We start from the raw sequence: 26,226 nt of genomic DNA, 5'->3' as shown, positions 1-26,226 counted from the left end.
GGGTGTGTCCCAGCGTGTCGCCCTGATCGTCAACCCCACGTCGGGAAAGGGCGCCGGGAGGGCGCTCGGCGCACAGGCCCTGCGCCTGCTCCTCGAGGCGGGCCACGAGGTCGTCGACGTCTCGGGCAGCGACTACCAGCAGGCCCGGACCCAGGCGCGCCAGGTGGTGTCCGACGGGGTCGACACGGTCGTCGTCGTGGGCGGGGACGGCATGGTGCACCTCGGGGTCAACCTCTGCGCGGCCACGTCCGCCCGGCTCGCGGTCGTGGCCGCCGGGACGGGCAACGACTTCGCGCGCAACCTGGGCCTGCCGGTCCGTGACGTCTCGGCGGCGGTCGCCCTCCTCACCGCGGGGAGCACGCGACGGATCGACCTCGGTCGCGTCAGCGACGGCGTCGTGGGGGAGCGGTGGTTCGGCGGCGTGCTCGGGGCCGGCTTCGACGCGGTGGTCAACGCGCGCGCCCAGCGCATGACCTGGCCGCGCGGTCAGATGCGCTACAACCTCGCGGTCCTGCGCGAGCTCCCCGTCTTCCGACCCATCCCGTATGCCGTCGAGCTGGACGGCCGCCGCATCGAGACCCGTGCGATGTTGGTGGCGGTCGCCAACACGACCTCCTTCGGCGGCGGCATGCGGGTGTGCCCCGACGCCGACGTCACCGACGGCCTCTTCGACGTCATGATCGTCCACGCGCTGTCGATCCCCGCGTTCCTCCGGGTCTTCCCCAAGGTCTACTCCGGCACGCACATCACCCATCCGGCCGTCGAGATCCATCGCGCCCGGCGAGTTCGCTTGGAGGCGAGCGGTATCCACTCACAGGCCGACGGCGAGACCTTTGCCGACCTACCCATCGACGCCGAGGTCGTGCCCGGCGCCCTCCGTGTCGTGACCCCTTCGGAGGTGCCCGCATGATCGCCACCTGGCCGCGGCTCGCGGAGTTCGCCGGGCAGCTCGAGTTCCCGCTCGACGACTTCCAGACGGAGGCGTGCCGCGCCGTCGAGGAGGGGCGCGGGGTCCTCGTGGCCGCGCCGACGGGCGCGGGCAAGACCATCGTCGGCGAGTTCGCCGTCCACATGGCCCTCGCCACCGGCCGCAAGGCGTTCTACACCACGCCCATCAAGGCGCTGTCGAACCAGAAGTACACCGACCTCGTGCGCGTCCACGGCCCGGAGAACGTCGGCCTGCTCACCGGCGACGCCTCGATCAACGGCGAGGCGCCCGTCGTCGTCATGACGACCGAGGTCCTGCGCAACATGATGTATGCCGGGTCGACCACCCTGCGCGGGCTCGGCTGGGTCGTCATGGACGAGGTCCACTACCTCGCCGACCGCTTCCGTGGGGCCGTGTGGGAGGAGGTCATCATCCACCTGCCCCCGGACGTCAGCGTCGTGTCGCTGTCGGCGACCGTCAGCAACGCCGAGGAGTTCGGCGCGTGGCTCGGCGAGGTGCGGGGCGACACCGAGGTGATCGTCTCGGAGCACCGACCGGTGCCGCTGTGGCAGCACATGATGGTGGGCCAGACGCTCTTCGACCTCTTCGTCGAGGAACGCGACGCGCGCGAGGACGACGAGCACTTCGAAGCGGCACCCGGCCGCTACTCGGTCAGCGTCAACCCCGACCTCGTGCACGCCATCCGCGGCACCGAGGGCCGCGGGGCGTGGGACTCCCACTGGGTCAGCTCGCGCGGCGGCCGCGACAAGGGCCGTGCGCGCGGCAAGAACGGCAAGAACGCCGGCCGCGGCGGTTCCGGCGGCGGGCGCGACGACTGGTCAGGGCGCGGCAGGCGGGGCAACGACCCGGGCGGCGGGCGTGGTCCGGGTGGTGGTGACGGCGGACGCGGCTTCTCGCGGGGCGGTCGCCCCGGTGGCGGCGCCACGCGGTCCGAGGTCATCGAGCGCCTCGAGCGCGAGGGCCTGCTGCCGGCGATCACGTTCATCTTCAGCCGTGCCGGCTGCGACGGCGCCGTGGGACAGCTGCTGTCGAGCGGCATGCGCCTCATCCCCGAGTCCGAGGGGGAGGCCAACCGTCGCCTCGTCGAGGAGCGCATCCAGGGACTCGCGGAGGAGGACCTGTCGGTCCTCGGCTACTGGGACTTCGTCGACGGCATCTCGCGCGGTTTCGCCGCGCACCACGCCGGCATGCTGCCGACGTTCCGCGAGATCGTCGAGGAGCTCTTCACGGCTGGCCGGGTGCGGGCCGTCTTCGCCACCGAGACGCTGGCACTCGGCATCAACATGCCGGCTCGCACCGTCGTGCTCGAGAAGCTCGTGAAGTTCAACGGCGAGAACCACGTCGACATCTCGCCGGCCGAGTACACCCAGCTCACCGGTCGGGCCGGCCGACGGGGCATCGACATCGAGGGTCACGCCGTCGTGCTGTGGAACCGCGGCCTGGACCCCGCCGGTGTCGCCGGTCTCGCATCGACGCGCACCTACCCGCTGCGCTCGAGCTTCCGGCCGACCTACAACATGGCGGTCAACCTCGTGCGGCAGTTCGGTCGCGAGAGTGCGCGCGAGATCCTCGAGACGTCGTTCGCCCAGTTCCAGGCCGACCGGGCCGTCGTCGGCTTCGTCCGCACGGTCCGGCGCAACGAGGAGGCCCTCGCCGGCTACGCCGAGCAGATGACCTGCCACCTCGGCGACTTCACCGAGTACGCCGCGATCCGCAACGAGATCCGCGACGTCGAGAAGGAGGGCGCCCGTGCGCGGTCGGCCTCGATGCGCACGGCTGCGGCGATCTCCCTGGAGTCGCTGAAGATCGGCGACATCGTGCGCATCCCGGCGGGGAGGCACAGCGGGCTGGCCGTCGTCGTCATGCCCAACCGCGGCGGCAAGGGCGAGGCGGCGTCGCCCGCCGTCGTCACCGAGGACCATCAGCTGCGCCGCCTGACCCTGCACGACGTGCCCACGCCGCTCGAGCCGCTCGGCTCGATGCGCGTGCCGAAGCAGTTCAACGCCCGCAACCCCAAGGCGCGGCGCGACCTGGCCGCCACGCTGCGCGCGACGATGCCGCACGACCCGCCACCGCGACGGCGTCAGGCCGAGACCGACGGGTCGGACGACCGCATCGACGAGCTGCGGCGCAGGATGAAGGCCCACCCCTGCCACCGGTGCCCGGACCGCGAGAACCACGCCCGCTGGGCCGAGCGGTGGTGGCGGCTGCGGCGCGAGACCGACGGCATCCAGCGCAAGATCGACGGCCGCACCAACTCCGTGGCCAAGACCTTCGACCGCATCTGCGAGCTGCTCGTCGAGATGGGCTACCTCGGCGAGGGCGGCCAGACGGTCACCGGCGACGGCGACCGGCTGCGCCAGCTCTACACGGAGAAGGACCTGCTGGCGGCAGAGTGCCTCCGCGAGCAGGTGTGGCGCCGGCTCGACCCGCCGTCGCTCGCCGCGATCGTCTCGACCCTCGTGCACGAGCCACGGCGCGAGGAGGGCGGCCTGACGCCCCGGTGGCCCACCGACGACGTGCGCGAGGCCTACGACCGGATGATCCGCATCTGGTCCGATCTCGAGGACGCCGAGGGCGCCCTCGCGCTGCCTCGCACCGGCATGCCGGACGGCGGTCTTGCGTGGGCCATGCACCGGTGGGCGAGCGGCCAGCGACTCGAGGACGTGCTGCGCGGGACCGACCTCGCCGCGGGCGACTTCGTCCGTCGTTGCAAGCAGGTCATCGACCTGCTCGGCCAGCTGACCGACGCCGCCGACCCGGCCCTGGCGACCACGGCGCGTCGGGCGAGCGACAGCGTGCTGCGCGGTGTCGTTGCGGCGGATCGCCTCGACTGAGGAGCGGTGGCGACCCCATCTCCGGACCAGCCGGACGATTGTCGTCGGGAGCACCCGGTCGGCTATGGTTGGGACACCGGTCGACGTTTTTGGTGCTCGTGTCTTCACACGCTCGCAAGGAACGCCATTGCGAGCGCAACTGTTTCTTCAGGGTTTCTGGAAAGTGGTCGCGTCTCTGCCGACCGGGGGTCGCTGACACACAACGACTCACTTCCACCCAAAGGAGAAAAACATGGCACAGGGAACCGTCAAGTGGTTCAACTCGGAGAAGGGCTTCGGCTTCATCGCCCCGACCGAGGGTCCCGACGTCTTCGTCCACTACTCGGAGATCACGGGCAACGGCTACCGCAGCCTCGAGGAGAACCAGGCCGTCGAGTTCGACGTCGAGCAGGGTCCCAAGGGCCCGCAGGCGATGCGCGTCCGCGCTCTCTGATCACTCGCTGATCTCGTCGGACCACACAGTCCGAACGGCGAAGGCCGGCCCCCACGGGGGACCGGCCTTTCGTCATGTCATGAGCCCAACAGCGGCCAGGGCCGGCTCGAGAGCCGTGCCGGTGCTGCCCCGGGCGCAAGCCCGGGCGAGCCGCCCCCGAAGGGGGCTCAGAGCCGGGTGAGCCGGTCGAACGGGCTGTTGACGCGCACGACACCCGACTCGAACTTCAGGGTGACGGTGGCCTCGTTGCAGGCGACGACGACCCCGAGGCCGTGGCGCAGGTGGGAGACGCGGTCACCCACCGAGAACTGCTGGATGTCCGGCGCCGGAGCCGGCCGGAACGGGCTGCTGGAGAGATGACGGCGGCGGTCGGGGTTTCCGTGGGTGGGCACCCTTCAGTATGCGCCTTTCCGCACCACGGTGGTGACCGGCGAGTAGGCCGACTGCCCCCGTCCCCGCACGGAGCCGGTCCAGACGTGACCGTACCGTGACCCCCGCTGTGGCCTCCGCGGGACCGCTCGAGGCGGGCGTCAGTCGATGCCGAGAGCGGAGATGACGCGGTCGAACGACGACGTCAGCCCGTGCTCGACGGCGAGCTTGGACATCAGTGCCGGGTCGGCCACCGACGTCGGAGCGGTGAGGTCGATCTGGGGGACCGCGGCGTCCTTGGCGACGGCGACGACCCGCGGGGCTGCGTCGAGGTAGTCGGCGGCCGCCTCGAGCCGGGCGCGCTGGGCGCCCTTGAGGGCCGGGTCGCCGTCGGCGATGGCAGCCCGGACCGCCTCGAGGGTGCCGTACGTGGTGATGAGCTTGGCGGCGGTCTTCTCGCCGATGCCGGCCACGCCGGGCAGCCCGTCGCTCGTGTCGCCGCGCAGGACCGCCATGTCGGCGTAGGCGGGGCCGGTGCCGACGCCGTACTTCTCAGCGAGGAAAGCCTCATCGACGAGGTCGGGCGAGCGCACCCCGCCGCGCGCGGTGTAGACGACGCGCACCTGGTTGGCGTCGTCGACGAGCTGGAAGAGGTCACGGTCACCGGTGACGATGTCGACCGGCATGCGACCGCTGAACTGGGTGGCGAGCGTGCCGATGACGTCGTCGGCCTCGTAGCCGTCGACGCCGATACGGGCGATCCCGAGGGCCGTCAGGGCATCGACGATGATCGGCACCTGGACGCCGAGCGCCTCGGGGACCTGCTCGCCGGCGAGCTCGTCGGGGCCGGGCTCGGCGACGCGGTGCGCCTTGTACGACGGGATCGCCTCCACGCGGAAGGCAGGGCGCCAGTCGTTGTCCCAGCAGGCCACGAGGTGGGTCGGGCGCCCCCGGTCGACGAGCGAGGCGATCATGTCGAGCAGCCCGCGGACGGCGTTCGTCGGGACCCCGCTCGGGCCGACGACCTCGGGGACGCCGAAGAAGGCACGGAAGTAGAGCGACGCGGAGTCGAGCAGGAGCATCCTGGGCGCGGCGGACGGCATACGCGAGAGGGTACCGGGCCGACCCGACGACGCACGCCGCGCGCAGGTGCCCACCACGACGTACCGCGATGAGGAACGACCCGCCCCGCGTGCAACCGCTGGACTACCCTTCGGCCATGGAAGATCTCGACCGTCGTCTCGTCGGCCTGCTGCTCGCCGACGGCCGGATGAGCTACACCGACCTCGGTAAGGCGACGGGCCTCTCGACGTCGGCGGTGCACCAGCGCGTGCGCCGGCTGGAGGAGCGCGGCGTCGTCACCGGCTACACGGCGCAGGTGTCGCCGGACGCGCTCGGCCTGCCGCTGACGGCCCTCATCTCGGTGGCGCCGTTCGACCCGAGCGCTCCGGACGACGTCCCCGACCGCCTCCGCCACATCACCGAGATCGAGGACTGCCACTCCGTGGCCGGCGTCGAGAGCTACATCCTCAAGGTGCGCGTGTCCACGCCCGGCGACCTCGAGGACCTGCTGGCCCGCATCCGCTCGGCGGCCAACGTCTCCACCCGCACGACGGTCGTGCTGTCGACGCCGTGGGAGGGCCGCAGCGCGTCCGCCGCGGCGGGCGAGGTCAGCTGACCCGTCGGCCGATGGGGGCCCGCACGGCGCGGGTGACTGCCGCCAGGTCGGCGGGGGAGAGGCCGATGTCGAAGCCGCGGCGTCCTCCCGAGACGTAGACGACCTCGAGGGCGTATGCCGTCTCGTCGAGCACCGTGGGCAGCGCGCGCTTCTGCCCCACCGGCGAGATCCCGCCCACGACGTAGCCGGTGGTGCGCTCGGCTGCTGCCGGGTCGGCCATCGTCACGGTCTTTGAGCCCAGTGCGGACGCCAGCGCCTTGAGGTCGAGCTGGCCGTCGACCGGGACCACGCCCACGGCCAGCCCCCGTCCGGTGTCGACGAGGAGCGTCTTGAAGACGTGCGCCGGATCGACCCCGAGCGCGGCGGCCGCCTCCAGCCCGTAGCTCGGTGAGGACGGGTCGTGGTCGTAGGGGTGACGGGTGTAGGCGATGCCGGCGCGGTCAAGGGCGACGGTCGCGGGCGTCGCCGGCCCGTCGCCCGGGCGCTGCCTCGCCATCAGGCGCCGGCGACGGAGGCGAGGCCGTCCCAGATCGTCGTCACGACGAGCTCGGTGGCCTCGTCGGCGGTGGTGCCCGGGTGGGTGCTGCGCCAGACGGCGAGCCGCTCGCAGCCGCCGATGAGGATCTCGGCCATGGCGGTGACCCGTCGTGGCTCGAGCGCCTCGAAGGCCGGGAGGGTGAGCAGGCCCTCGGCGAAGGCCTTGGCCGTCTGCTGGCGGATGCGCTCGACCGAGGCCGACGCCTCGCCGATGAGGGCACCCTCGGTGCGGAGCAGGGCGAACGCCTGGTCGTGCTCGTCGATGAAGGAGAAGAAGGCGTGCACGACGCCCCGCACCCGGTCCCGCGCCGGGGCCGCGGGCAGGGCCACCCACGAGTCGATGAGGGCCGCGAGCAGCTGGCCGCGGGCCCGCTCGATCGTCGCCGCGAGCAGCCCCTCCTTGGACCCGAAGTAGTCGTAGATGAGGGGCTTGGTGACCCCCACGAGCTCGGCGATCTCGTCCATCGTCGTCGCCTGGATGCCGCGGGCGGAGAAGACCTGTTCGGCCACCGCCAGCATCTGCGCCTCGCGCTCGGCGCGGGGCATGCGGACGCGGGTGCCGGGGGAGCGCGAGGTCATCGCTGGAGTCTACGGGGCAGCGCCCCGACGTCAGACGAGCACGAGCGGGCCGGCCCTATCGCAGGATGCAGAACTCGTTGCCGTCGGGGTCGGCCATCGCGACTCGGCCGTGCGCGTCGGGCTCGTGGGTGTCGGGGCCGTGTCCCAGGCGCGTGGCACCGAGTGCCACGAGACGGCCCGCCTCGGCCTCCACGTCCGCGGCGTCGGTCGGTGCGACGTGGAAGTGCATCCGGTTGCGCCCCGTCCTGGCTCGCACGGGCGGGCCGCCCCAGGCGATCTTCGCGCCCCCGCGCGGCGACTGGATCGCGGTCTCCTCGTCCTGGTCCCACACGAGCGGCCACCCGAGGGCTGCGCTCCAGAAGTGGCCGACGGCCCGCGTCCCGTCGCAGGCGAGCTCACCGAGGAAGCCGCAGTCTGCAAGGAAGGAGTTTCCCGGCTCGATGACGCACAGCTCGTTGCCCTCGGGGTCCGCGAGCACGACGTGCCCCTCCTCGGGCGTCTGGCCCACATCGAGGTGGCGGCCGCCGAGCTCGAGGGCACGCTCCACGGTGGACTGCTGGTCGTCGGGCGTGCTGCTCGTCAGGTGCAGGTGGATCTGGTTGGGCCCGGACCTCGGCTCCTGCGTGCGCAGGAAGCGGATCGCCATGTCGGTGCCCTCGCGCGGCAGCAGCGTGACACCGTCGCCGTCGGGCTGCCGCCCGAGCAGGCCGCCCCAGAAGTGGGCGAGCCGGTAGGGGTCGTGGGCGTCGAAGCAGAGCTCGAGCAGCGGGCTCGTCATGGTGGGCCTTTCCGATCGAGGTCGTCCGCGGCGCTCGACACGCTAGGGCCGTGGGACAGGCGGGGACAACGCAATAGATGGCGTGCGGAGGGACCGGCGGGCTGCTCCATGGCAGCACTTCAACTGTGAGTACCCTTGCGGTTACGTAACAGGTTGGTTATGTTGGGGGCATGGACATGGTGCTGCAGGCGTTGGCCGACCCGAGCCGCCGCACGGTGCTCGAGATCCTCCGGGACCACCCGGCGACGGCAGGCGAGCTCGCCGATGCGCTCCCGATCGCCCGACCCGGCGTGTCCCGCCACCTGCGCGTCCTGCGCGAGGCCGGGCTCGTCGACGTCCGGGCCGAGGCGCAGCGCCGGATCTACAGCCTGCGACCGGAGGCGCTCGTCGAGGTCGACGAGTGGCTCGAGGGCTATCGCGCCCTCTGGCAGAACCGGCTCGACGCGCTGCACACCGAGATCGCCCGAGGCAAGATCGCACGACGAGAGAAGGCAGGACAGTGAAGATCAACGGCACGATGCGAGCGATGGACGACACCCGCGGACTGGTGCGGGTCGAGGACGTCTACGACACCGACATCGAGGACCTCTGGCGGGCGTGCACGACGCCGGACCGGCTGGCGCGCTGGATCGCCCAGGTGTCCGGGGACCTGAGTGTGGGTGCCACGGTCCGGGCCCTCTTCACCAGCACGTGGTCGGGAGCGGTGCGCATCGAGGCGTGCGACGCCCCGCACCACCTGCTCGTCACGAACGAGCCGGGGACCGACGAGGAGACCCAGCTCGAGGCCTGGCTCACCGCCGAAGGGGAGCGCACGCGGCTCGTCGTCGAGGAGCGCGGTCTCCCGGTCGGGCAGCTGCACTTCTACGGCGCGGGCTGGCAGGTCCACCTAGAGGACCTGGGCCGGTCGCTCGCCGGCGACGGCCCGGCCCACACCGACGGCTGGTCCGAGCAGGAGGCGGCCCCTGCCTGGAAGCACCGCTGGACCGAGCTGACCCCCGTCTACGAGGAGGCCGCAGCCCGCTGAGGGCCGGCCGGCTCGTGCCCGCTCACGGCACGAGCTGCGACTCCGAGGTGACCCGGCTCGACGCAGCCCGCCGGGTCGCCTCGGCCAGCACCGACGCCTCGTCGACGGACCCCTGCCACCACCGCTGGCCCGACTCGGGCAGCGTGTAGATGGGGTCGTAGTAGACGTACTCGCGCGACAGCGCCTCGGTGTCGTCGCCCTCGATGGACGTGCGGTAGTTCTTGCGCCAGTAGGAGATGCCGCGCTCGGTGTCGTACTCCTCGACCTGGTGGACCCAGCGCTTGCCGACGAAGGGGACGTCACAGACGATGCGCGGCGTCGAGAAGCCGGGGAGGTAGCCCATCATCGAGTGCTGGAGGTGCTGGGCCTCGGCGAGCGAGAGCCGCCAGTGCTCGGCGAAGGGGATCATGTCGCACATGTAGAAGTAGTACGGCGTGATCGAGGCCCCGTCCGCGAGCGCGAAGCACAGGTCGAGCAGCGCTTCGGTGGAGTCGTTGACGCCGCGCATGAGCACGCCCTGGTTGCGCACGTCGCGCACCCCCGCGTCGAGCATCGCGGCGGAGGCTCGGGCCACCGACGGGGTCACGGACTGCGCGTTGTTCACGTGGGTGTGGATGGCGAGCGAGACGCCTCGCGCCCGGGCCTTGGCGGACACGCGCGCCACGCCCTCGACGACGTCCTCGGCGAACCAGTGCTGGGGCAGCGCCATGAGCGCCTTGGTCGCGAGCCGGATGTCGCGGATGTTGTCGATGTCGAGGAGCTGGTCGACGAAGGTCTCGAGGTTCTTCCACGGCATGTTGGCCACGTCGCCGCCCGAGACGACGACGTCGCGCACGACGGGGGAGGCGCGCAGGTAGTCGAGCATCGCGGCATACCGGTCGACGGGCTTGAGCTCGAATTTCAGCTTGGCGACCTGCGGCGTCGAGTTGCCGACGAGGTCCATCCGCGTGCAGTGGCCGCAGTACTGCGGGCAGGTCGGCAGCAGCTCGGCCAGCACCTTGGTGGGGTAGCGGTGCGTCAGCCCCTCGGCCACCCACATGTCGTGCTCGTGCAGCGAGTCGCGCGAAGCGTGCGGGTGCGACGGCCAGTCGGTGCGCCGGTCGGAGAAGACCGGGAGCATGTAGTGGCGGACCGGGTCGGCGTAGAAGGCCTCGGTGAAGTCGTGGCCCGCCGAGGGCATCGCCGAGTCTGTCGAGGGCACCATCGTGTTGAGCATCTGCGGGGGGACCAGCATCGACATCGTCGCGCGCTCGGCCTGGTCCCGCTCGAGGTCGTCGTAGAAGCGGTCGTCGAGCAGGTCGCCCATGAGGGCTCGCAGCTGCTTGATGTTCTTGACGCAGTTGACCCGCTGCCACTGCGCGCTGTCCCAGTCGGCCTGGGTGACGTGGGCCCAGCCGGGCAGCCTGGTCCAGTCCGGCTCGACGAGCGGGCGCCGGGCGTAGACGTACGGCTGCGACACCAGTGTCATGGAGCGACGATAGCCGAAAGGTGCACCCCGAACCTCCTATGATGCGAAAGGATTTGTCGTTCGTGTCCGTCGCGACAGAAGGATCTGCTCCGTGACCCCATCGCTCCCGCCCGACGACGAGCGCGTGCCTTCGCCCGTCGGCCTGCACCGCGTCCTCGAGCCCACCGGCGAGGCGGTCACGCTCCCGCAGGCCGCGCAGCGTCTCGACCCGCGGCCGGAGCTGTGGCCCGACGAGGTGCGCATCGCCGTCGAGACGCTCAACCTCGACGCGGCCTCCTACCGACAGCTGGCCGGCAAGCACACGAGCGCCGGGGTCGTCGACGGAGCAGCGGTGCGCGCCGAGGTGCTCGAGATCATCGAGGCCCGCGGCAAGATGCAGAACCCCGTGACGGGTTCGGGCGGCATGCTCATCGGCACGGTCGACGAGGTGGGCCCGGAGAGCAGGCTGGGTCTCTCGGTGGGCGAGCGGGTCGCGACGCTCGTCTCCCTCTCGCTGACCCCGCTCGCCGTCACCGACGGGCTCGAGCGGTGGGACGGGCTCTCCGAGCAGGTGCCGGTCGCCGGCCATGCGATCCTCTTCGGTCGCAGCATCGCGGCGACGCTGCCCGACGACCTCGACCCGCATCTCGCGCTCATGGTCATGGACGTCTGTGGCGCCCCCGCGCTCGTCGAGCGGGTCGTGGGGGAGTATGCCGCCCGCGGCGTCGCGGCGACCGTGGCCGTCCTCGGCGGGGCCGGCAAGTCCGGCTCGCTCTCGCTCGCCGCAGCGCGGGCCGCGGGTGCGGGTCGCACCATCGGTGTCGTCCCGGTCGAGCGTGAGCGTGTCGTGCTCGAGGACAGCGGCCTCGCCGACGCGGTCGTGCTCGCCGACGCCCGGTCGCCGTTGGGCCTCGCGGCGGCGGTCGAGTCCGCCGGCGGCCCCGCGGACGTCACGGTGGTCTGCGTCGACGTGCCGGGCTGCGAGCAGCCGGCCATCCTCGCCACGGCCCAGGGCGGCACGATCATCTTCTTCAGCATGGCGACGAACTTCGCCGCGGCCGCGCTCGGCGCCGAGGGCCTCGCCGCCGACGTGCGGATGCTCGTCGGCAACGGCTATGTCCCCGGTCATGCCGAGGAGGCGCTGCGGCTCGTGCGCGAGGTGCCGGCCGTCCGCGCGCTCTTCGAGGGCCGACTGGCCGCCGAGACGGCAGGATCTGACGCATGAGCCGTCCCCACGCCCTGCTCGAGCTCGACCCCGCGGTCGTCCGCCGTGCCCGTGCGCTGGCGAAGAAGGCCGCCGAGCCCGTCGTCGAGATCGCCCGGAGCCACACGACCGTCTCGGTCGAGCGGGCGACGCTGCGCCTCGCCGGCCTGTCCGGCGCCGACCACGAGCGCGTGCCGTGGGTCAACCACCTCGTGTCGGCGGTGCGCGACGAGGTCGGCCTCGAGCACGGAGTCACGACACCGGTCTACGACGCGCTGCTGCGCGGCGCGGCACCCGACCTCACGACGCTGGCCCAGAAGGCCGCGAGCGGCAACGTCTCCTTCCGGCTGCCCTCGGGGCGGGACGCCACCGCCGCCAGGCGAGCCGCCACGAAGGGAGTCGGCGTGGGCCTGCGCACCATCGACCGCTCCCGGGCGACCCGAGACCGGCTCATCCGGCGGCACGGCGACCCGACGTCCAAGCCGTGGATCTACCTCATCGTCGCAACCGGCGACATCTACGAGGACATCCCGCAGGCGCAGGCAGCCGCCCGCGAGGGCGCCGACATCATCGCCGTCATCCGCTCGACGGGGCAGTCGCTGCTCGACTACGTCCCGGAGGGCGCCACCCGCGAGGGCTTCGCCGGCACGTATGCCACGCAGGAGAATTTCCGGCTCATGCGGGCGGCCCTCGACGACGTCAGCAAGGAGCTCGGCCGCTACGTGCGCCTGACGAACTACGCGTCGGGCCTCTGCATGCCCGAGATCGCGGCGCTCGCCGGCATGGAGCGCCTGGACATGATGCTCAACGACTCGATGTACGGCATCCTCTTCCGCGACATCAACCCGATCAGGACCTTCGTCGACCAGCGCTTCTCACGCCAGGTGCACGCCCGGGCCGGCATCATCATCAACACCGGTGAGGACAACTACCTCACGACCGCCGACGCCGTCGAGGCCGCGCACACCGTCACGGTCAGCCAGCTGCTCAACGAGCGCTTCGCCAAGGAGGCCGGTCTCGAGGACTGGCAGCTCGGCCTCGGCCACGCCTTCGAGATCAACCCCGAGATCCCCGACAGCTTCCGCATGGAGCTCGCCCACGCGCTGCTCGCGCGCCAGCTCTTCCCCGACGCGCCCCTGAAGTGGATGCCGCCGACCAAGCACATGACGGGCGACATCTTCCGCGGCTACCTGCTCGACGGCTTCTTCAACCTCGTCGGCGCCATGACGGGCCAGGGCATCCTGCTCGTCGGGATGATGACCGAGGCGGTCGTCACGCCGTTCCTGTCCGACCGCGACCTGGCCCTGCAGAACGTCCGCTACGTCATGAACGCCGCGAGCGGGCTGACCGAGGACTTCCACCCGCCGCGCGACGGCTACATCCAGACCCGGGCGCGGCAGGTGCTCTCCGAGGCCGTCGACCTGCTCGACCGGATCGTGCACGACAGCGACGCAGCCGGCGATGCCCCGCTCCTCGCCGCGATCGCGGACGGCACCTTCGGCCTCATGAAGCGCCCCGCCACCGGCGGCAAGGGCCTCGACGGTGTCAGCGAGCGCGCCGACGACTACGACAACCCGGCGACCACCGCCCTCGACGCGTGGACGCCGCCCGCCGCCACACGGCATACCTCCACGGAGAGGGCCCCCCGATGAGCGCGCACATCGTCCGCCCCTACGGCGACACCACCGGCGACGGCATGGTGCAGCTGTCGTTCACGCTGCCGCTGCCGCACGACAAGAGGGCCGAGGGCGCGGCGCTCCAGCTCGCCCGCAAGATGGGGCTCGACCCCGCGCTCCTCGTCCACGCCAAGGCGATGGGGCCGGACTTCACCTTCTTCGTCGTCTACGGCAGCACGACGCACCTCGTCGACGTCGACGACGTCCACGTCGTCGAGCGCGAGTACCCCCTGCTGTCGGCCAAGGACGCCAACACGGCCATCAAGAAGCTGCTCCGGCGCAGGCTCGTCGTCGTCGGGGCCTGCATCGGCACCGACGCCCACACCGTCGGCATCGACGCGATCCTCAACATCAAGGGCTTCGCGGGCGAGAAGGGCCTGGAGTACTACCGCGAGATCACCGTCGTGAACCTCGGCGCGCAGGTGCTCGTGCCCGACCTCGTCGCCCGCGCCCGCGCCGAGAAGGCCGACGCCGTCCTCGTCAGCCAGGTCGTGACGCAGAAGGACGCCCACGTCCACAACACCACCCAGATGTCGGCCGCCTTCCGCGAGGCCTACCCGGCCGGGCAGGTGCCGATCCTCGTCGTCGGCGGACCCCGCTTCGAGGAGGGCTCCGAGGCGGCGCTCGGCGTCGACCGCATCTTCGGTCGCGGCACGACACCCGGCGAGGTCGCGAGCTACCTCGTCCACGAGATGACCCAGCGGAAGGCGAGACCGTCATGACCGAGGCCACCGAACCCACCCAGCCCACCCAGCCCACCCGGCCCGAGCCCACCCGGCGCTCCACGACCGCGACGGTCGGGCGGCGGGTCACGCACCGGCGCTACGTGCCCTACAGCCACGCCCACTACGCCGGCAACCTCGTCGACGGCGCCTACTCGCTCGCCGCGTTCGGCGACGTCGCGACCGAGATGTGCATCGTCACCGACGGCGACGAGGGGCTCTTCGCGTCCTACAGCGACGTGCAGTTCAAGGCGCCGGTCCGTGCCGGTGACGTCATCGAGATCTCGGCCGAGATCGTGCGGGTGGGCACGCGCTCTCGCGAGATGGACTTCGAGGTGCGGATCGTCGCCCGCGGCAACCCCGCCCGGGGAGCGTCGGCCGCCGACCCGCTCGAACCGGTGGTCGTCGCGACGACGGCGCGGGGCGTCGTCGTCGTGCCCTGAGCGCAGAGGTCCCGGCCGCACGGATTACGGTGAACCCCGTGCGGCGCCTCCTCCTGTCCCTCATCGCCGGCGGGCTGCTGTGCCTCGCGTTCCCGACGTTCGACGTGTGGGTCGCTGCGCCGCTCGCCCTGGGACTGTGGGCCTGGGCCTGGACGGGCGTCGGCGGGCGTCGGGGCTTCCTCTCGGGGCTCCTCGGTGGGCTCGCCTTCTTCGTCCCGACGCTGAGCTGGTCGGGCATCTACGTCGGGTCGGTGCCGTGGCTCGCGCTCTCGACCCTGCAGGCCCTCTTCATCGCGCTGGCCGGTTCGCTCTACGGCTGGCTGAGCCGCCGGGGGAGCGTGCGCCCGCTGGCCTTCGCCCTCGTCTGGGTCGTGACCGAGGGCTTTCGGGCGCGGGCGCCCTACGGGGGCTTCCCGTGGCTCAAGCTCGCCTTCGGCCAGGCCGACTCGCCGTTCGGGCGCCTCGTCGTGCTGGGCGGCGCGCCCTTCGTCGGGTTCGTCATCGCCCTGTGCGGAGCGCTGCTCGCCCTCGCCGCCGAGCAGGCGTTGCGCGCAGTCTCGGACCGACGCACGAGCGTCGCCGACGCCTCGTCACCCCCGTCGCGTATGCCGTCACGCCGGCTCGTCCTGCCCGTGGCCGCAGCGCTCGTCCTCGGCATCGCAGGCCTCGCCGTCCCGCTGCCGACGGACGGCCCGACCGCGCAGTTCCTCGGCGTGCAGGGCAACGTCCCGCACCCGGGGCTCGACTTCAACTCCGAGCGTCGCGCCGTCCTCGACAACCACATCGCGGCGACGCTCAAGGCGCAGGGCGACGTCGAGGCCGGCCGCGCCCCGGCGCCCGACCTCGTCGTGTGGCCCGAGAACGCCTCGGACATCGACCCGCTGCGCAACGCCGACGCCAAGAGCCTCATCCTCGAGACCGTCGACGCCCTGAAGCGGCCGCTCATCGTCGGGGGCCTGCTCGAGGAGCCGGTGGGCTTCGTGTCCAACGTGTCGCTGCTCTTCGAGCCGGGCAAGGGCAACACCGACCGCTACGTCAAGCGCCACCCGGTGCCCTTCGCCGAGTACATCCCCAACCGGGACTTCTGGCGGAACTTCAGCAAGGAGGTCGACCTCGTCCAACGGGACTTCGTCCCGGGCCCCGCCCCCGGTGTCTTCCGCGTGACCACGGCCTCGGGCCAGCAGATCCGGGCCGGGCTGGCGATCTGCTTCGAGGTCGCCTACGACGACATCATGCGCGACGCCGTGCAGTCGGGTGCCAACGTCCTCGTGGTCCAGACCAACAACGCGACGTTCGGCTTCACCGCCGAGTCGCCGCAGCAGCTGGCCATCAGCCGGGTGCGCGCCATGGAGCTCGGCCGGTCCGTCGTCCACGTGTCGACGGTCGGCCAGAGCGCCCTCATCACCCCCGACGGAACCGCGCACCAGGTGACGTCGTTGTTCACACAGGCGGTGGTCCGGGGGGCACTACCCTTGCGGGACGCCACGACCGTGGCGATCCGCGTGGGTGAGGCTCCCGAATGGGTCGCCGCCGCTGCACTGCTGACGATGCTCGCCCTGAGCCTTCGCAGCGGTCGCGGTGCTCGCGCGCGGGTGCCGAAGACGACGAAGGACGAGGATGACGACGATGCAGCGTGAGCCGGTGACCCGAGTCGCCGTGCTCATCCCGACGTACAACGAACGGGACAACCTGCCCGGCATCGTCGCGCGGGTGCGCGCGAGCGTGCCCGCCGCCGACGTCTTCGTGCTCGACGACGGCTCACCCGACGGCACCGGCCAGATCGCCGACGACATCGCCGCGAGCGACCCCCAGGTGAACGTCCTGCACCGCGCGGGCAAGGAGGGCCTGGGCAAGGCCTACCTCGCCGGCTTCGCCCTCGTGCTGGAGCGCGGCTATGACGCGGCCGTCGAGATGGACGCCGACGGCTCGCACCTGCCCGAGCAGCTGCCGTCGCTGCTCGCAGCCCTCGGTGAGGCAGACCTCGTCATCGGGGCCCGCTGGGTCAAGGGCGGCGAGGTCCGCAACTGGCCGGCCCGGCGCAAGGTGCTCTCGGTCGGCGCCAACATCTACACCAAGGTGCTCCTGGGCATGTCCGTCAACGACGCCACCGCCGGCTACCGCGTCTACCGCGCGAGCGCGCTGCGCACCATGGGGCTTCAGGGCGTCGAGTCGCAGGGCTACTGCTTCCAGATCGACCTCACCCTGCGCGCGGTGCGGGCCGGCCTCACCGTCGTCGAGGTGCCGATCACCTTCGTCGAGCGCGAGGTGGGCGTGTCGAAGATGGGCCAGGACATCGTCCGCGAGGCCCTGACCAGCGTGACCCGGTGGGGCATCGAGCACCGCGTCGGGCAGTTGCGCTCGGTCGCCGGCCGGGTGCGCGGCCGCGAGCCCGCCGAGGACCGCTCGTGAGCGCCTCCCAGCCGGCACGGGCCCGGCGGCTGCGGCTGACCCGGCTCGCGCTCGCCGGGGTGCTGCTCGTCCCCGTCATCGAGATCGTCGTCATCGTCGCCGTCGGCCAGTGGATCGGCGGCTGGCCGACGTTCCTGCTGCTCGTCGCCACCTCGCTCCTCGGCGCCTGGCTCATCCGCCGCGAGGGCGGCCGGGCCTGGCGCGCGCTCGAGCAGGCGGTCCGCAGCGGACGCATGCCGGCCCGGGAGATCGCCGACGGCATCGTCGTCCTCGTCGGCGGCAGCCTGCTGCTGCTCCCGGGCTTCGTCACGGACGTGCTCGGGCTGCTGCTCGTGCTGCCGTTCACCCGACCCGTCGCGCGCAGCCTGCTCGCTGCCGTGATCTCCCGCCGGCTGCTGGCCCAGACCGAGCGCTTCACCGGCCCCACGGTCGCCGGTGGCCCGAGCGTGCCCGGCTGGGAGCAGCCGACGACGCCCCGGGGCCCGTCCCGCTCCACCTCGAGCGACGAGGTCGTCGAGGGCGAGATCATCGACGACGAGGACTGAGCCGGCTCGTCCCGCTCCCGTGCCGCGCCCGTGGCGCCGCGTTCGAGGTGATCCCGGCACGCGCCCGACTGCCACGATCACCTCGAACCGCGGCACACGGCCTACGCCACCTGACGTGCGAGAAGCCCGCTTACGTGCGAGAAGCCCGCCTCCACGAACGGGGCGGGCTTCTCGGTGGCGCAGTCGGGTGGGGTCAGGCGGTCTTCTTACGGCGCGGCTTCTCGCCCCGCGACTCGCGCAGCAGCGTCAGGCGCTCCTCGAGGAGCTCCTCGAGCTCGGGGATGGAACGACGCTCGAGGAGCATGTCCCAGTGCGTGCGCTGGTGCTTGACCGGCTTGGCCTCGGGCTCGGGGCCACCGCCCTGGAGCTTGGCGTCGAGCCCACAGCGGCACTCCCACGTCGAGGGCACGTCGGCCTCGATGGAGAACGGGAGCTCGGTGCGGTGACCTTCCGGGCACACGTAGACGGTGAGCTGACGCTCACTCGGGACGACGTTCTCGTCGGATTCCATGCTCCTCGCGCCGAGGTTGGAACCGCGTAGTGCTCGATCGGCCATGTGGACCCCTCCAAGACTTCTGCCCTTGTGACACCTCGCTGGTGTCTTACCCTCACAGACGCTTGAACGAGCAAAACAGTTGACTTGTTCCCCGACGAGCCGCGAATTGTAAGCCGGTCTCAGATGACGGCGGGGACAGGGTTGCCGGCCTGCTCGATGCCCTCACGCATGCGCACCCGCGACAGGAGCAGCCCGCCGATGGCGAAGAAGACGATGAGCGCGATGATCGCCCAGCGGTAGCTGAGGGTGAACTGGTAGACGAGCCCGAAGATCAGCGTTCCGAACCAGCTCGTGCCGCGCTCCATCGCCTGGTAGAGGCTGAAGTACTCCGCCTCGCGGCCACGAGGGATCAGCTGGCTGTAGAGCGAGCGGGACAGCGCCTGCGTGCCGCCGAGGACGATGCCGATGAGCAGCGCGAGCGCGAGGAAGATGACGAGCGACTTCGAGGGCACGAGGAAGGCGAAGACGACGACGACCGTCCACAGCCCGATGCCGTAGAGGATGGTGCGCCACGCCCCGATGGAGGCGGCCACCCGGCCGAAGAGCCGGGCGCCGAAGAAGGCGACGAACTGCACGAAGAGGAACACCCCGAGGACCGTGGTCTCGGAGAAGCCGAGCTCCTTGGAGCCGTAGACGCTCGAGCTGCCGATGACCGTCTGGATGCCGTCGTTGAAGAAGAGGTACGCGAGCAGGAAGAGCTTCGTCTGGGGGTAGTTCGCGAGGTCGCGGAAGGTGGTCCGCAGCTGGACGAGGCTGCCGCGCACGACCCCGGCGGAGCGCTCGACCGGGGTCTCGACCGTGCCCGTCAGGTGGCGCAGGCCGAGGTAGGGGATGATCGTGAACCCGGCCCACCACAGGCCTGCGGACAGGATGCTGATCCGGGTGCTCATGGACCGGTCGAGGCCGAGGTCCTCGTGGAAGAAGTCGAGGGCGAAGTTGAGGGCGAGCAGGATGCCGCCACCGAGGTAGCCGAAGGCCCAGCCCTTGGAGGAGACGCGGTCGCGCTCATTCTCGTTGGCGATGCGGCACAGGATCGAGTCGTAGATGACGAGCGAGGCGCCGAGACAGATGCCGGCGAGGACCACGAGCGAGGCCCCGAGCTGCCAGTTCGTGCCGGCGACGAAGAACATCAGGCTCGCGGCGAGGGCGCCGGCCCACGCGAAGGTCGCGAAGAGCCGCGTCGGCCGCGGGCTGCGGTCGGCGATGGCGCCGATGAAGATCAGCACGATCGCCGACAGGATCGTCGTGAAGGTCACGGTGAAGAACCACAGCGACCCCGGCGCGACCGGGATGCCGAGCACCGAGAGGGTCGTGGTGCAGTCCTGGCCGTCGGGCAACCCGGGGCAGGCGGCCTCCTCGGCGACGGTCGTGAGGTAGGGACTCATGAGCACCGTGGCGGTGGTCGTGACGTAGGCGGAGTTGGCCCAGTCGTACCAGTACCAGGCCCGCTGCTCCCGGGTCTCCGGCCGTGCGGCGTTGACGACGACGTGCGACATGCGAGGACTGTCCCACACGGGCGGGCGCCACGGCGGGGGAGCCGGGCCAACACGCCGCACCCGTGGTCAGCGGACGGCATACGTCCACTCAGCGCGCGCCCGGGCACCCGTCAGGAGTTGGCAGGAGGGCACCAAGTCTTGTCCAGGGGCATTGCCCGCGCGGAGAACGGGTCAGGAGGGTTTCGCTCGCCCGATCCCAACACCCACAAGGAGATCCATGCGCACGCGCGCCCTGCTCACCCCGCTGGTGCTCGCCGCGGTCACGACGGCCGGCCTCACCGTCGCTGCCCCGCCGGCGCTCGCAGCCGGACCCGACATCTCGGTGACCAACACCAAGGCACACCTCGATCAGCTGCAGTCGATCGCCAACGCCAACGGTGGCAACCGCAGCACCGGCAGGCCCGGCTACAAGGCGTCGGTCGACTGGGTCAAGGCCAAGCTCGACGCGGCCGGCTACACGACGACGGTGCAGAGCTTCAGCACGTCGTCGGGCACGTCGTACAACCTCGTCGCCGACCTGCCCGGCGGCGACGCGTCGTCCGTCGTCATGTTCGGCGCCCACCTCGACTCCGTCTCCGTCGGGCCCGGCATCAACGACAACGGCAGCGGCAGCGCCGGCATCCTCGAGACCGCGCTGGCCTACGCCGCGAGCGGGCAGACGCCCCGCAACCACGTGCGCTTCGGCTTCTGGGGCGCCGAGGAGCTGGGCCTGCTCGGGTCGAAGTACTACGTGGGCCAGCTGACGACCGCCCAGCGCTCGGCGATCAGGAGCTACCAGAACTTCGACATGATCGCCTCGCCCAACGTCGGCTACTTCGTCTACGACGACAACGCGGTCGGCAACGGCGTGCGCGACGACTTCACGGCGTACTACGACTCCAAGGGCCTGCCGTGGGAGTACATCGACGTCCAGGGCCGCAGCGACCGCGCCGCCTTCCGGTCGAGCGGCATGGCGACCGGGGGCATCTTCTCCGGCGCCGAGACGATCAAGACGAGCGCGCAGGCGAGCAAGTGGGGCGGCGTCGCCGGCAAGGCCTTCGACGCCTGCTACCACCGCGCCTGCGACACGAACACGAACCTCGACCTCGTGGCCCTCGACAGGAACGTCGACACGATCGGCTACATGGTGTGGCGGTATGCCGCCAAGGACTACGGCACGACGACGCCACCGACCGGGTCGAACCTGCTCGCCAACCCCGGCTTCGAGTCCGGCGCGGTCTCGTGGACCGGCACGAGCGGCCCGATCACGAGCGGGGCCGGCCGACCGGCGCACTCGGGCACGTGGAAGCTGTGGCTCGGGGGCAACGGCGCCTCCGCCACCGAGAGCGAGCAGCAGACGGTGACGATCCCCTCGACGGCGGCGACGGCGCAGCTCTCGTTCTGGGGACGCTTCGACACGGCGGAGACCGGGTCGACCGTCTACGACACGTTGAAGGTCCAGGTCGTCGTCGCCGGCGTCACGACCACGCTGGCGACGTACGGCAACGTCGGCGCCGACACGACGTGGGTGCAGCGCTCCTTCGACCTGTCGGCCTACCGCGGCAAGAGCGTCACCGTAAAGCTCGTGGCGACCGAGGACTCGTCGGCCCAGACCTCGTTCGTCATCGACGACACCGCGCTGACGACGACCTGAGCTCACTCCGCCTCGCGACCACCGTGTCGCCGGCCCTGGTCGCGCACCTGGTCGGGCACCTGGCCCCGCTCCCGGTCGGGGGCGGGGCCAGGGCTCGGGTCGGGGTCTGGGGAGAGGCTTGGGGAGAGGCTTGGGGAGAGGCTTGGGGAGAGGTCGGGGTCGGGGGAGGGGAGGTGGTGCTCCTCGGGGTGCGGTGTGGTCGTCAACAGCTCCCACGCGAGGCCGTGCGCGAGCACGACGAGGCACACGACGGCGAGCGCCGCCGCCTGCAGCCCGCTGAGGCCGACACGACCGGCCACCTCGGGCGCGGCCCCGAGCACGATGATGACGACGTAGAGCACGGCCACGAGCCAGCGATGACGTCGGAAGGGGCCACGGACTCCCGGGTGCCGGTCGGCGCGGATGAGACGGAACGTCGACCAGGCGCCGATCAGCGCGACGAGGCCGAAGGTCGTGCGCCACACCCCGGGACGTCCGGGGTCGACCTGCGCGAACAGTCCCATCACCCCGGGCAGCAGGAACGTCACGTAGACGCCGCCGACGAGGCGACGGGTCTCGTCCGTGGCGAGCAGCTCGCGGCGACGCTCCAGGGCGGTCCACCAGAGTCCGACGAGCGTGAAGCAGGTGGCCGACACGACGGCGTAGAACGTCGAGAGGTCCATGCGTCCTCCTTTCGCTGCCGAGATCGTCCCACCGTGGGTGCCGCACGCGCACTCGTTTAGCCCTAAAGTATTGCGGGTGGACGGTGTGCCGGGGGACCAGGTGGGGCGGATCATCGAGGCGTGGCAGCGGGAGAGGCCCGACGTCGACGTGTCGTCGATCGGCATCATCACGCCGCTGTGGCGGCTCGGGGCGATCGCCGCGGAGAACCGCACGCGGGTCCTAGGGGTCCACGGGCTCGACCAGAGCCACCTCGACGTCCTGGCGACCTTGCGTCGCAGCGGTGCGCCGTACCGGTTGACCGCCGGCGAGCTGTCCCGGCGCTGCCGGGTGACGGCCGGCGCGACGACGCAGCGCGTCCAGGCGATGGAGTCGCTGGGCCTCGTCGAGCGGGTCCGCGAGGAGCCCGACCGGCGCACCGTGCACGTGCAGCTGACCCCCGAGGGGCTGGCTCGCCTCGACGAGATCTTCGCCGTCGTCATGGCTGGCGACGATCGGCTCCTCGCCGGCCTGACGCCGGCGCAGCGCACGTCCTTGGAGGGCCTGCTGCGTGACTGGCTCGTCGGGCTCGAGCAGCATCCGGTCGCCGGCGGCGCAGGCGTCGTCGGCGAGGTCACCGGTCCGTGAGGACGACGAGCTGCTGCGTGGCGCGGGTCATGGCGACGTAGCGGTCGACGGCCCCCTCGATGCCGTCACCGAAGCGCTCCGGACGCACGAGCACGACGAGGTCGAACTCGAGCCCCTTGGCAAGGACCGGCGTCAGGGACCTGACCCGTGATGTCTCCTCGAACGTGGGATCGCCGATGACACAAGCCGTTCCGTCGTCGTGGGCCGCGAGCCACGACTCCAGCACCGAGGCCAGGTCGGCCGTGGCGCCGTGCTGCACGGGCACGCCGCTCTCACGCACGGAGGTGGGCACGTTGGCGTCGGGCAGCGCTGCGCGGATGACCGGCTCCGCCTCCGCCATGACCTCGGCCGGCGTCCGGTAGTTGATGCTGAGCGAGGCCAGGGCGACGCGGTCGAGGCCGATGCGGCCCAGTCGCTCCTGCCAGGTCTCGGTGAACCCGTGACGGGCCTGCGCCCGGTCGCCCACGATGGTCAGGCTCCGGGACGGGCAGCGGTTGAGCAGCATCCGCCACTCCGCGTCGGTCAGCTCCTGGGCCTCGTCCACGACGACGTGGGCGAAGGGGCCGGCCAGCGGGTCGGCGCCGGGGTCCTCCGTGTCACCGCCGCCGTCGTCGAGGGCGCCGCGGAGGTCCTCGCCCCGCAGCATCCACATGATGTGCATGTCGGAGTCGTCGGAGGCGATGAGGTGCTCGACGACCTTGGCCCGTTCCTCCCGCTCGGCGGCGCGTTCGGCGTCCTGCCGGCTCCGACGTCGGGCCGCCTCCCGGTCACCGAGGCGCAGCCGGGCGGTGTCGAGAAGGGGGAGGTCCGACCGGGTCCACGCGGTCGGGTCGGGCCGCTGGAGCCGGCGGACGTCGGCGATCTCGAGGCCGGGAGCGCACCGCCGCAGGTAGGCCGGGACGGTCCAGAGGTCGCCCACGACGTCCTCCGCGTCGAGCAGCGGCCAGGATCGCTCGAAGGCCGTGCGCAGCTCCCGGTTCTGCTCGAGCGAGCGCCGCACCATCGCCGGGGTCGCCTCGAGCTCGATGTCCAGGCCGTCGTCGTCGAGGCGCGCCTCGAGGTCGTGGCGCTCGAGGAGGATGCCGACCAGCGCCTCCCAGACGTCGTCGCGCGCCTCGTTGTGGGGGAGGTTCAGCCCGGCGGCGAAGGCGTCCAGCCAGTCGGCGGGGGAGAGCCAGACGTCCGCCCACGGTGTCGTGACGTCCATCCCACGGCTCGGGGGCTCCTCGTAGAGGGCGACGGCGGGCTCGATCGCGTCGACGAGCTCGGTCGAGGCCTTGAGCCGGGCCACCTCGGGATCGCTCTCAGGAGGCGCGGTCGCCCCCTCCGGGACGAGGTCGCGCACCGTGCACGTGCGCACGCCCTCCTCGCCGAGGCTCGGCAGCACGTCCGAGACGTAGGCGAGGTAGGGCTCGTGCGGACCGACGAAGAGCACGCCGCCGCGCCGGTGCCCCAGCCTGGGGTCGGAGTAGAGCAGGTATGCCGTCCGGTGCAGCGCGACGACCGTCTTGCCGGTGCCCGGGCCGCCGTCCACGACGAGAGCGCCCCGGGAGCCGGCGCGGATGATGGCGTCCTGGTCGGCCTGGATGGTGGCGAGGACGTCGCGCATCCGCGGCGAGCGGCTGGCGCCCAGCGACGCCACGAAGGCGGACTCGTCGTCGAGGGCGGCCCGGCCCTCGAGAGCCTCGGCGCTGAAGACCTCGTCCCAGTAGTCGCTGACGCGGCCCCGGGTCCAGCGGTAGCGCCGACGGCTCACGAGGCCCATGGGGTCGGCGTGGGTCGCGCCGAAGAACGGCTCGGCCGCAGGGGAGCGCCAGTCGACGAGCAGCCGCCGTCCGGTCCGGTCGGTCAGCCCGATCCGGCCGACGTACACCGGCTGAGAATCGTTCTCAGGCAACATGTGTCCCAGGCACAGGTCCAAACCGAACCGGCGCAGGGTGCGCAGCCGGGCCGTCAGCCGGTGGATCTCCTGATCGCGGTCCAGCGCGGCCTGACCGGAGCCGCCGGGCGCTCGGCGGGCGGCGTCGAGGCGCTCGGACAGCTCGGTGACCGTCTGGTCCATGGTCTGGGCGATGGCGGCGAACTGGGTCTCGTCGTGGCCGATGAGGCCGGGTCGGCCTTGGGTGTCAGGTGGTCTCGCAGGTCGAAGGCGCTGGTCGTCGAAGGGATCACGTCGGTGAGCTCCGTCCCGAGTTCTGGTGTCGAGCCAGTGATTCTCGGTGACGACCGGGGCCTTGCCGCAAGACCCGGGGTGCGCTATACGTTGGGAGTGGAAGGACGCCGAGGTGGCGTCCTTCCTTCGTCGTTCTCCGGCCCCTTCTCGCGCACCCCTCGTTCCACGCCATAACGCCGATAATCGACATTATGTCACTTTGGCGTGATGAGGCCCTCCCCGGTGGTGCCGCGCCCGTGGTCCGCCACCCAGTGCTCCGCGCCGTACCCTTGCCCGTGATGCTGTGCGACTACTTCGATGCCGGCCGCTGCCGCTCCTGTGCCCTCATGGGCGTGCCGTATGCCGTGCAGCTCGCTGACAAGGACGCGCGCTGTCGTCGTGCGCTGGCGGACGCCGCCCCGACGGTCTCCTGGCTCGAGCCGTTCGCCGGCCCCGAGTCGGCGTTCCGCAACAAGGCCAAGCTCGTCGTCGGCGGCCGCACCGGCGCGGTCACCGTCGGCATCCTCGACGCCGACGCGAACGGCGTCGACCTGCGCGCGTGCGGTCTGCACGAGCCCGCGCTGCAGCAGCTCATCCCGCGCGTCGCCGACGTCGTCGACGAGATCGGGCTCGAGCCCTACGACGTCAGCGCGCGGCGGGGCGAGCTCAAGCACGTCATCCTGACCCTCTCCCCCGCCGGCCGGGCCATGATGCGCTTCGTCCTGCGCTCGCGCCGGCACCTGGCCCTGTTGGAGTCGAGGCTGTCGATGCTGCAGGCGCGTCTGCCGGAGGTGGCGGTCGTGTCCGTCAACCTCCAGCCCGAGCACAAGGCCGTGCTCGAGGGCGACACCGAGATCGTCCTGACGTCGCAGGGCGAGCTGGCCATGCCGGTCGGCGACATCACCCTCTTCCTGCGCCCCAACAGCTTCTTCCAGACCAACACCGCGGTCGCGTCGGCGCTCTACGGCCAGGCGCAGGACTGGACGCGGCAGGTGGCACCGGCCGTCGTGCTCGACCTGTACTGCGGGGTGGGCGGATTCGCGCTCAGCTGCGCTCTGGCCGGGGCTGGTCGCGTCCTGGGTGTCGAGGTGTCGCCGGAGGCCGTGCACAGTGCCGACTCCAGTGCCAGGCGGCTGTGCGCTGAGCACCCCGGAGTCGGCCCTCTCGAGTTCCGCGCCGGCGACGCCACGGACGTCGGGACGCTCGACCCGCAGCTGATGGATGCGGCGTCGTCGATGGTGGTCGTCAACCCGCCCCGTCGCGGCATCGGGGCCGACCTCGCCGCGTGGGTGGAACGGTCCGGCGCGGACCACCTCGTCTACTCCAGCTGCAACGTCGAGAGCCTCGCGCGAGACCTCACGCGGCTGCCGTCGTTCGTCGCGCACGAGGCGCGGCTGTTCGACATGTTCCCGCAGACCTCCCACCACGAGGTCATCGTGCGGCTCGAGCGCGCGTAGCCCCGGATCCGGCAG

25 protein-coding genes and 1 pseudogene are annotated in these 26,226 nt (G+C 71.6%); 16 read left to right on the top strand and 10 right to left on the bottom strand.

Annotated features, from left to right (window positions below):
* The first annotated feature begins 4 nt into the window (after window positions 1-4).
* The 3 genes from IEY30_RS03425 to IEY30_RS03415 all read left to right on the top strand — a co-directional run bounded on the left by IEY30_RS03425 (window position 5) and on the right by IEY30_RS03415 (window position 4,219).
* Window positions 5-910, top strand: coding sequence for a diacylglycerol kinase (locus IEY30_RS03425; RefSeq protein ID WP_030146069.1), 906 nt, complete (start codon window positions 5-7; stop codon window positions 908-910).
* A complete protein-coding gene (locus IEY30_RS03420) occupies window positions 907-3,786 on the top strand; it encodes a DEAD/DEAH box helicase (protein WP_030146070.1) in 2,880 nt (959 codons plus the stop codon). Before IEY30_RS03425 ends, IEY30_RS03420 begins: the two co-directional genes overlap by 4 nt.
* Window positions 3,787-4,018: 232 nt before the next feature.
* On the top strand, window positions 4,019-4,219 hold the full coding sequence (locus tag IEY30_RS03415) for a cold-shock protein (RefSeq protein ID WP_020144233.1): 201 nt from the start codon (window positions 4,019-4,021) through the stop codon (window positions 4,217-4,219).
* A gap of 167 nt (window positions 4,220-4,386) precedes the next feature.
* Here IEY30_RS03415 and IEY30_RS03410 read toward each other — a convergent pair whose 3' ends face one another.
* The gene (locus IEY30_RS03410; protein ID WP_030146071.1) at window positions 4,387-4,611 is read right to left on the bottom strand and encodes a hypothetical protein; all 225 of its coding nucleotides are present in this window, start codon (window positions 4,609-4,611) and stop codon (window positions 4,387-4,389) included.
* A gap of 138 nt (window positions 4,612-4,749) precedes the next feature.
* Window positions 4,750-5,691, bottom strand: a complete 942-nt coding sequence (locus tag IEY30_RS03405; RefSeq protein WP_043415531.1) for a 5'-3' exonuclease — start codon at window positions 5,689-5,691, stop codon at window positions 4,750-4,752.
* A 116-nt stretch (window positions 5,692-5,807) separates the two neighbouring features.
* Between IEY30_RS03405 and IEY30_RS03400 the strand changes: the two genes are divergently transcribed.
* Window positions 5,808-6,266, top strand: coding sequence for an Lrp/AsnC family transcriptional regulator (locus IEY30_RS03400; protein WP_030146073.1), 459 nt, complete (start codon window positions 5,808-5,810; stop codon window positions 6,264-6,266).
* On the opposite strand, the gene ybaK is transcribed toward IEY30_RS03400, so the two are convergent.
* The 3 genes from ybaK to IEY30_RS03385 are packed head-to-tail and all read right to left on the bottom strand — an operon-like array spanning window position 6,259 to window position 8,160.
* Entirely contained in the window at window positions 6,259-6,762 is a 504-nt protein-coding gene (ybaK, locus tag IEY30_RS03395) for a Cys-tRNA(Pro) deacylase (protein ID WP_030146074.1), read from the bottom strand. The genes IEY30_RS03400 and ybaK overlap by 8 nt on opposite strands.
* On the bottom strand, window positions 6,762-7,382 hold the full coding sequence (locus IEY30_RS03390; protein ID WP_030146075.1) for a TetR/AcrR family transcriptional regulator: 621 nt from the start codon (window positions 7,380-7,382) through the stop codon (window positions 6,762-6,764). Before IEY30_RS03390 ends, ybaK begins: the two co-directional genes overlap by 1 nt.
* A gap of 55 nt (window positions 7,383-7,437) precedes the next feature.
* On the bottom strand, window positions 7,438-8,160 hold the full coding sequence (locus IEY30_RS03385) for a VOC family protein (RefSeq protein WP_030146076.1): 723 nt from the start codon (window positions 8,158-8,160) through the stop codon (window positions 7,438-7,440).
* A gap of 170 nt (window positions 8,161-8,330) precedes the next feature.
* Between IEY30_RS03385 and IEY30_RS03380 the strand changes: the two genes are divergently transcribed.
* Both IEY30_RS03380 and IEY30_RS03375 read left to right on the top strand, forming a co-directional pair.
* Window positions 8,331-8,663 (top strand): ArsR/SmtB family transcription factor, encoded by a 333-nt coding sequence (locus IEY30_RS03380; protein WP_030146077.1) that lies wholly within the window; start codon window positions 8,331-8,333, stop codon window positions 8,661-8,663.
* Window positions 8,664-8,686: 23 nt separating this feature from the next.
* The gene (locus IEY30_RS03375) at window positions 8,687-9,184 is read left to right on the top strand and encodes an SRPBCC domain-containing protein (protein WP_229674813.1); all 498 of its coding nucleotides are present in this window, start codon (window positions 8,687-8,689) and stop codon (window positions 9,182-9,184) included.
* Between the two features lie 22 nt (window positions 9,185-9,206).
* Here IEY30_RS03375 and IEY30_RS03370 read toward each other — a convergent pair whose 3' ends face one another.
* Window positions 9,207-10,652 (bottom strand): KamA family radical SAM protein, encoded by a 1,446-nt coding sequence (locus IEY30_RS03370; protein ID WP_030146079.1) that lies wholly within the window; start codon window positions 10,650-10,652, stop codon window positions 9,207-9,209.
* 91 nt (window positions 10,653-10,743) lie between these two features.
* On the opposite strand from IEY30_RS03370, the gene kdd reads away from it, so the two are divergent.
* Genes kdd through IEY30_RS03335 form a run of 7 tightly spaced genes read left to right on the top strand, consistent with a single transcriptional unit; the run spans window position 10,744 to window position 17,630 of the window.
* Entirely contained in the window at window positions 10,744-11,856 is a 1,113-nt protein-coding gene (gene kdd / locus IEY30_RS03365; protein WP_229674812.1) for an L-erythro-3,5-diaminohexanoate dehydrogenase, read from the top strand.
* A complete protein-coding gene (gene kamD, locus IEY30_RS03360) occupies window positions 11,853-13,487 on the top strand; it encodes a lysine 5,6-aminomutase subunit alpha (protein WP_030146081.1) in 1,635 nt (544 codons plus the stop codon). Before kdd ends, kamD begins: the two co-directional genes overlap by 4 nt.
* The gene (gene kamE, locus IEY30_RS03355) at window positions 13,484-14,233 is read left to right on the top strand and encodes a lysine 5,6-aminomutase subunit beta (protein ID WP_030146082.1); all 750 of its coding nucleotides are present in this window, start codon (window positions 13,484-13,486) and stop codon (window positions 14,231-14,233) included. Before kamD ends, kamE begins: the two co-directional genes overlap by 4 nt.
* Window positions 14,230-14,676, top strand: coding sequence for a 3-aminobutyryl-CoA ammonia lyase (kal, locus tag IEY30_RS03350; RefSeq protein WP_030146083.1), 447 nt, complete (start codon window positions 14,230-14,232; stop codon window positions 14,674-14,676). The genes kamE and kal overlap by 4 nt, the downstream gene beginning before the upstream one ends.
* A gap of 38 nt (window positions 14,677-14,714) precedes the next feature.
* Window positions 14,715-16,313, top strand: a complete 1,599-nt coding sequence (lnt, locus tag IEY30_RS03345; RefSeq protein ID WP_229674811.1) for an apolipoprotein N-acyltransferase — start codon at window positions 14,715-14,717, stop codon at window positions 16,311-16,313.
* A complete protein-coding gene (locus tag IEY30_RS03340; protein WP_043415539.1) occupies window positions 16,294-17,085 on the top strand; it encodes a polyprenol monophosphomannose synthase in 792 nt (263 codons plus the stop codon). Before lnt ends, IEY30_RS03340 begins: the two co-directional genes overlap by 20 nt.
* Window positions 17,082-17,630 carry an FxsA family protein gene (locus IEY30_RS03335; protein WP_229674810.1) on the top strand — a complete coding sequence of 183 codons (549 nt, stop codon included), beginning with the start codon at window positions 17,082-17,084 and terminating at the stop codon, window positions 17,628-17,630. The genes IEY30_RS03340 and IEY30_RS03335 overlap by 4 nt, the downstream gene beginning before the upstream one ends.
* Window positions 17,631-17,823: 193 nt before the next feature.
* Here the strand turns inward: IEY30_RS03335 and IEY30_RS03330 are convergent, their stop codons facing one another.
* Window positions 17,824-18,186: an RNA polymerase-binding protein RbpA gene (locus tag IEY30_RS03330; protein ID WP_030146086.1), complete on the bottom strand. Its 363-nt coding sequence runs from the start codon at window positions 18,184-18,186 to the stop codon at window positions 17,824-17,826.
* Window positions 18,187-18,305: 119 nt separating this feature from the next.
* Complete coding sequence (locus tag IEY30_RS03325) at window positions 18,306-19,682, bottom strand: MFS transporter (RefSeq protein ID WP_030146087.1); 1,377 nt, start codon at window positions 19,680-19,682, stop codon at window positions 18,306-18,308.
* 217 nt (window positions 19,683-19,899) lie between these two features.
* Between IEY30_RS03325 and IEY30_RS03320 the strand changes: the two genes are divergently transcribed.
* A complete protein-coding gene (locus tag IEY30_RS03320; protein ID WP_030146088.1) occupies window positions 19,900-21,315 on the top strand; it encodes a M28 family metallopeptidase in 1,416 nt (471 codons plus the stop codon).
* Between the two features lie 2 nt (window positions 21,316-21,317).
* Here IEY30_RS03320 and IEY30_RS03315 read toward each other — a convergent pair whose 3' ends face one another.
* A complete protein-coding gene (locus IEY30_RS03315) occupies window positions 21,318-21,977 on the bottom strand; it encodes a hypothetical protein (RefSeq protein ID WP_229674809.1) in 660 nt (219 codons plus the stop codon).
* 76 nt (window positions 21,978-22,053) lie between these two features.
* On the opposite strand from IEY30_RS03315, the gene IEY30_RS03310 reads away from it, so the two are divergent.
* Entirely contained in the window at window positions 22,054-22,602 is a 549-nt protein-coding gene (locus IEY30_RS03310) for a MarR family winged helix-turn-helix transcriptional regulator (RefSeq protein ID WP_162180966.1), read from the top strand.
* Here the strand turns inward: IEY30_RS03310 and helR are convergent.
* Window positions 22,589-24,774, bottom strand: a pseudogene (gene helR / locus IEY30_RS03305) (RNA polymerase recycling motor ATPase HelR). The gene IEY30_RS03310 and the pseudogene helR sit on opposite strands and share 14 nt — an antisense overlap.
* Window positions 24,775-25,053: 279 nt before the next feature.
* Between helR and IEY30_RS03300 the strand changes: the two are divergent.
* Complete coding sequence (locus IEY30_RS03300) at window positions 25,054-26,211, top strand: methyltransferase domain-containing protein (RefSeq protein WP_030146091.1); 1,158 nt, start codon at window positions 25,054-25,056, stop codon at window positions 26,209-26,211.
* The last annotated feature ends 15 nt before the right edge of the window (window positions 26,212-26,226 follow it).

The sequence above is a fragment of the Terrabacter tumescens genome, assembly GCF_014646815.1.
GTDB classification, from domain to species: domain Bacteria; phylum Actinomycetota; class Actinomycetes; order Actinomycetales; family Dermatophilaceae; genus Terrabacter; species Terrabacter tumescens.
This window is presented reverse-complemented; position numbering and strand designations above follow the sequence as displayed.

What these genes read in the sequence shown, in the direction of transcription:
- IEY30_RS03420 (WP_030146070.1), top strand. Translation starts at nt 907, where the DNA reads ATGATCGCCACCTGGCCGCGGCTCGCGGAGTTCGCCGGGCAGCTCGAG.
- IEY30_RS03415 (WP_020144233.1), top strand. Translation starts at nt 4,019, where the DNA reads ATGGCACAGGGAACCGTCAAGTGGTTCAACTCGGAGAAGGGCTTCGGC.
- IEY30_RS03405 (WP_043415531.1), bottom strand. Translation starts at nt 5,691, where the DNA reads ATGCCGTCCGCCGCGCCCAGGATGCTCCTGCTCGACTCCGCGTCGCTC.
- IEY30_RS03400 (WP_030146073.1), top strand. Translation starts at nt 5,808, where the DNA reads ATGGAAGATCTCGACCGTCGTCTCGTCGGCCTGCTGCTCGCCGACGGC.
- ybaK (WP_030146074.1), bottom strand. Translation starts at nt 6,762, where the DNA reads ATGGCGAGGCAGCGCCCGGGCGACGGGCCGGCGACGCCCGCGACCGTC.
- IEY30_RS03390 (WP_030146075.1), bottom strand. Translation starts at nt 7,382, where the DNA reads ATGACCTCGCGCTCCCCCGGCACCCGCGTCCGCATGCCCCGCGCCGAG.
- IEY30_RS03385 (WP_030146076.1), bottom strand. Translation starts at nt 8,160, where the DNA reads ATGACGAGCCCGCTGCTCGAGCTCTGCTTCGACGCCCACGACCCCTAC.
- IEY30_RS03380 (WP_030146077.1), top strand. Translation starts at nt 8,331, where the DNA reads ATGGACATGGTGCTGCAGGCGTTGGCCGACCCGAGCCGCCGCACGGTG.
- IEY30_RS03375 (WP_229674813.1), top strand. Translation starts at nt 8,687, where the DNA reads ATGGACGACACCCGCGGACTGGTGCGGGTCGAGGACGTCTACGACACC.
- IEY30_RS03370 (WP_030146079.1), bottom strand. Translation starts at nt 10,652, where the DNA reads ATGACACTGGTGTCGCAGCCGTACGTCTACGCCCGGCGCCCGCTCGTC.
- kamD (WP_030146081.1), top strand. Translation starts at nt 11,853, where the DNA reads ATGAGCCGTCCCCACGCCCTGCTCGAGCTCGACCCCGCGGTCGTCCGC.
- kamE (WP_030146082.1), top strand. Translation starts at nt 13,484, where the DNA reads ATGAGCGCGCACATCGTCCGCCCCTACGGCGACACCACCGGCGACGGC.
- kal (WP_030146083.1), top strand. Translation starts at nt 14,230, where the DNA reads ATGACCGAGGCCACCGAACCCACCCAGCCCACCCAGCCCACCCGGCCC.
- IEY30_RS03340 (WP_043415539.1), top strand. Translation starts at nt 16,294, where the DNA reads ATGACGACGATGCAGCGTGAGCCGGTGACCCGAGTCGCCGTGCTCATC.
- IEY30_RS03330 (WP_030146086.1), bottom strand. Translation starts at nt 18,186, where the DNA reads ATGGCCGATCGAGCACTACGCGGTTCCAACCTCGGCGCGAGGAGCATG.
- IEY30_RS03325 (WP_030146087.1), bottom strand. Translation starts at nt 19,682, where the DNA reads ATGTCGCACGTCGTCGTCAACGCCGCACGGCCGGAGACCCGGGAGCAG.
- IEY30_RS03320 (WP_030146088.1), top strand. Translation starts at nt 19,900, where the DNA reads ATGCGCACGCGCGCCCTGCTCACCCCGCTGGTGCTCGCCGCGGTCACG.
- IEY30_RS03315 (WP_229674809.1), bottom strand. Translation starts at nt 21,977, where the DNA reads ATGGACCTCTCGACGTTCTACGCCGTCGTGTCGGCCACCTGCTTCACG.
- IEY30_RS03300 (WP_030146091.1), top strand. Translation starts at nt 25,054, where the DNA reads ATGCTGTGCGACTACTTCGATGCCGGCCGCTGCCGCTCCTGTGCCCTC.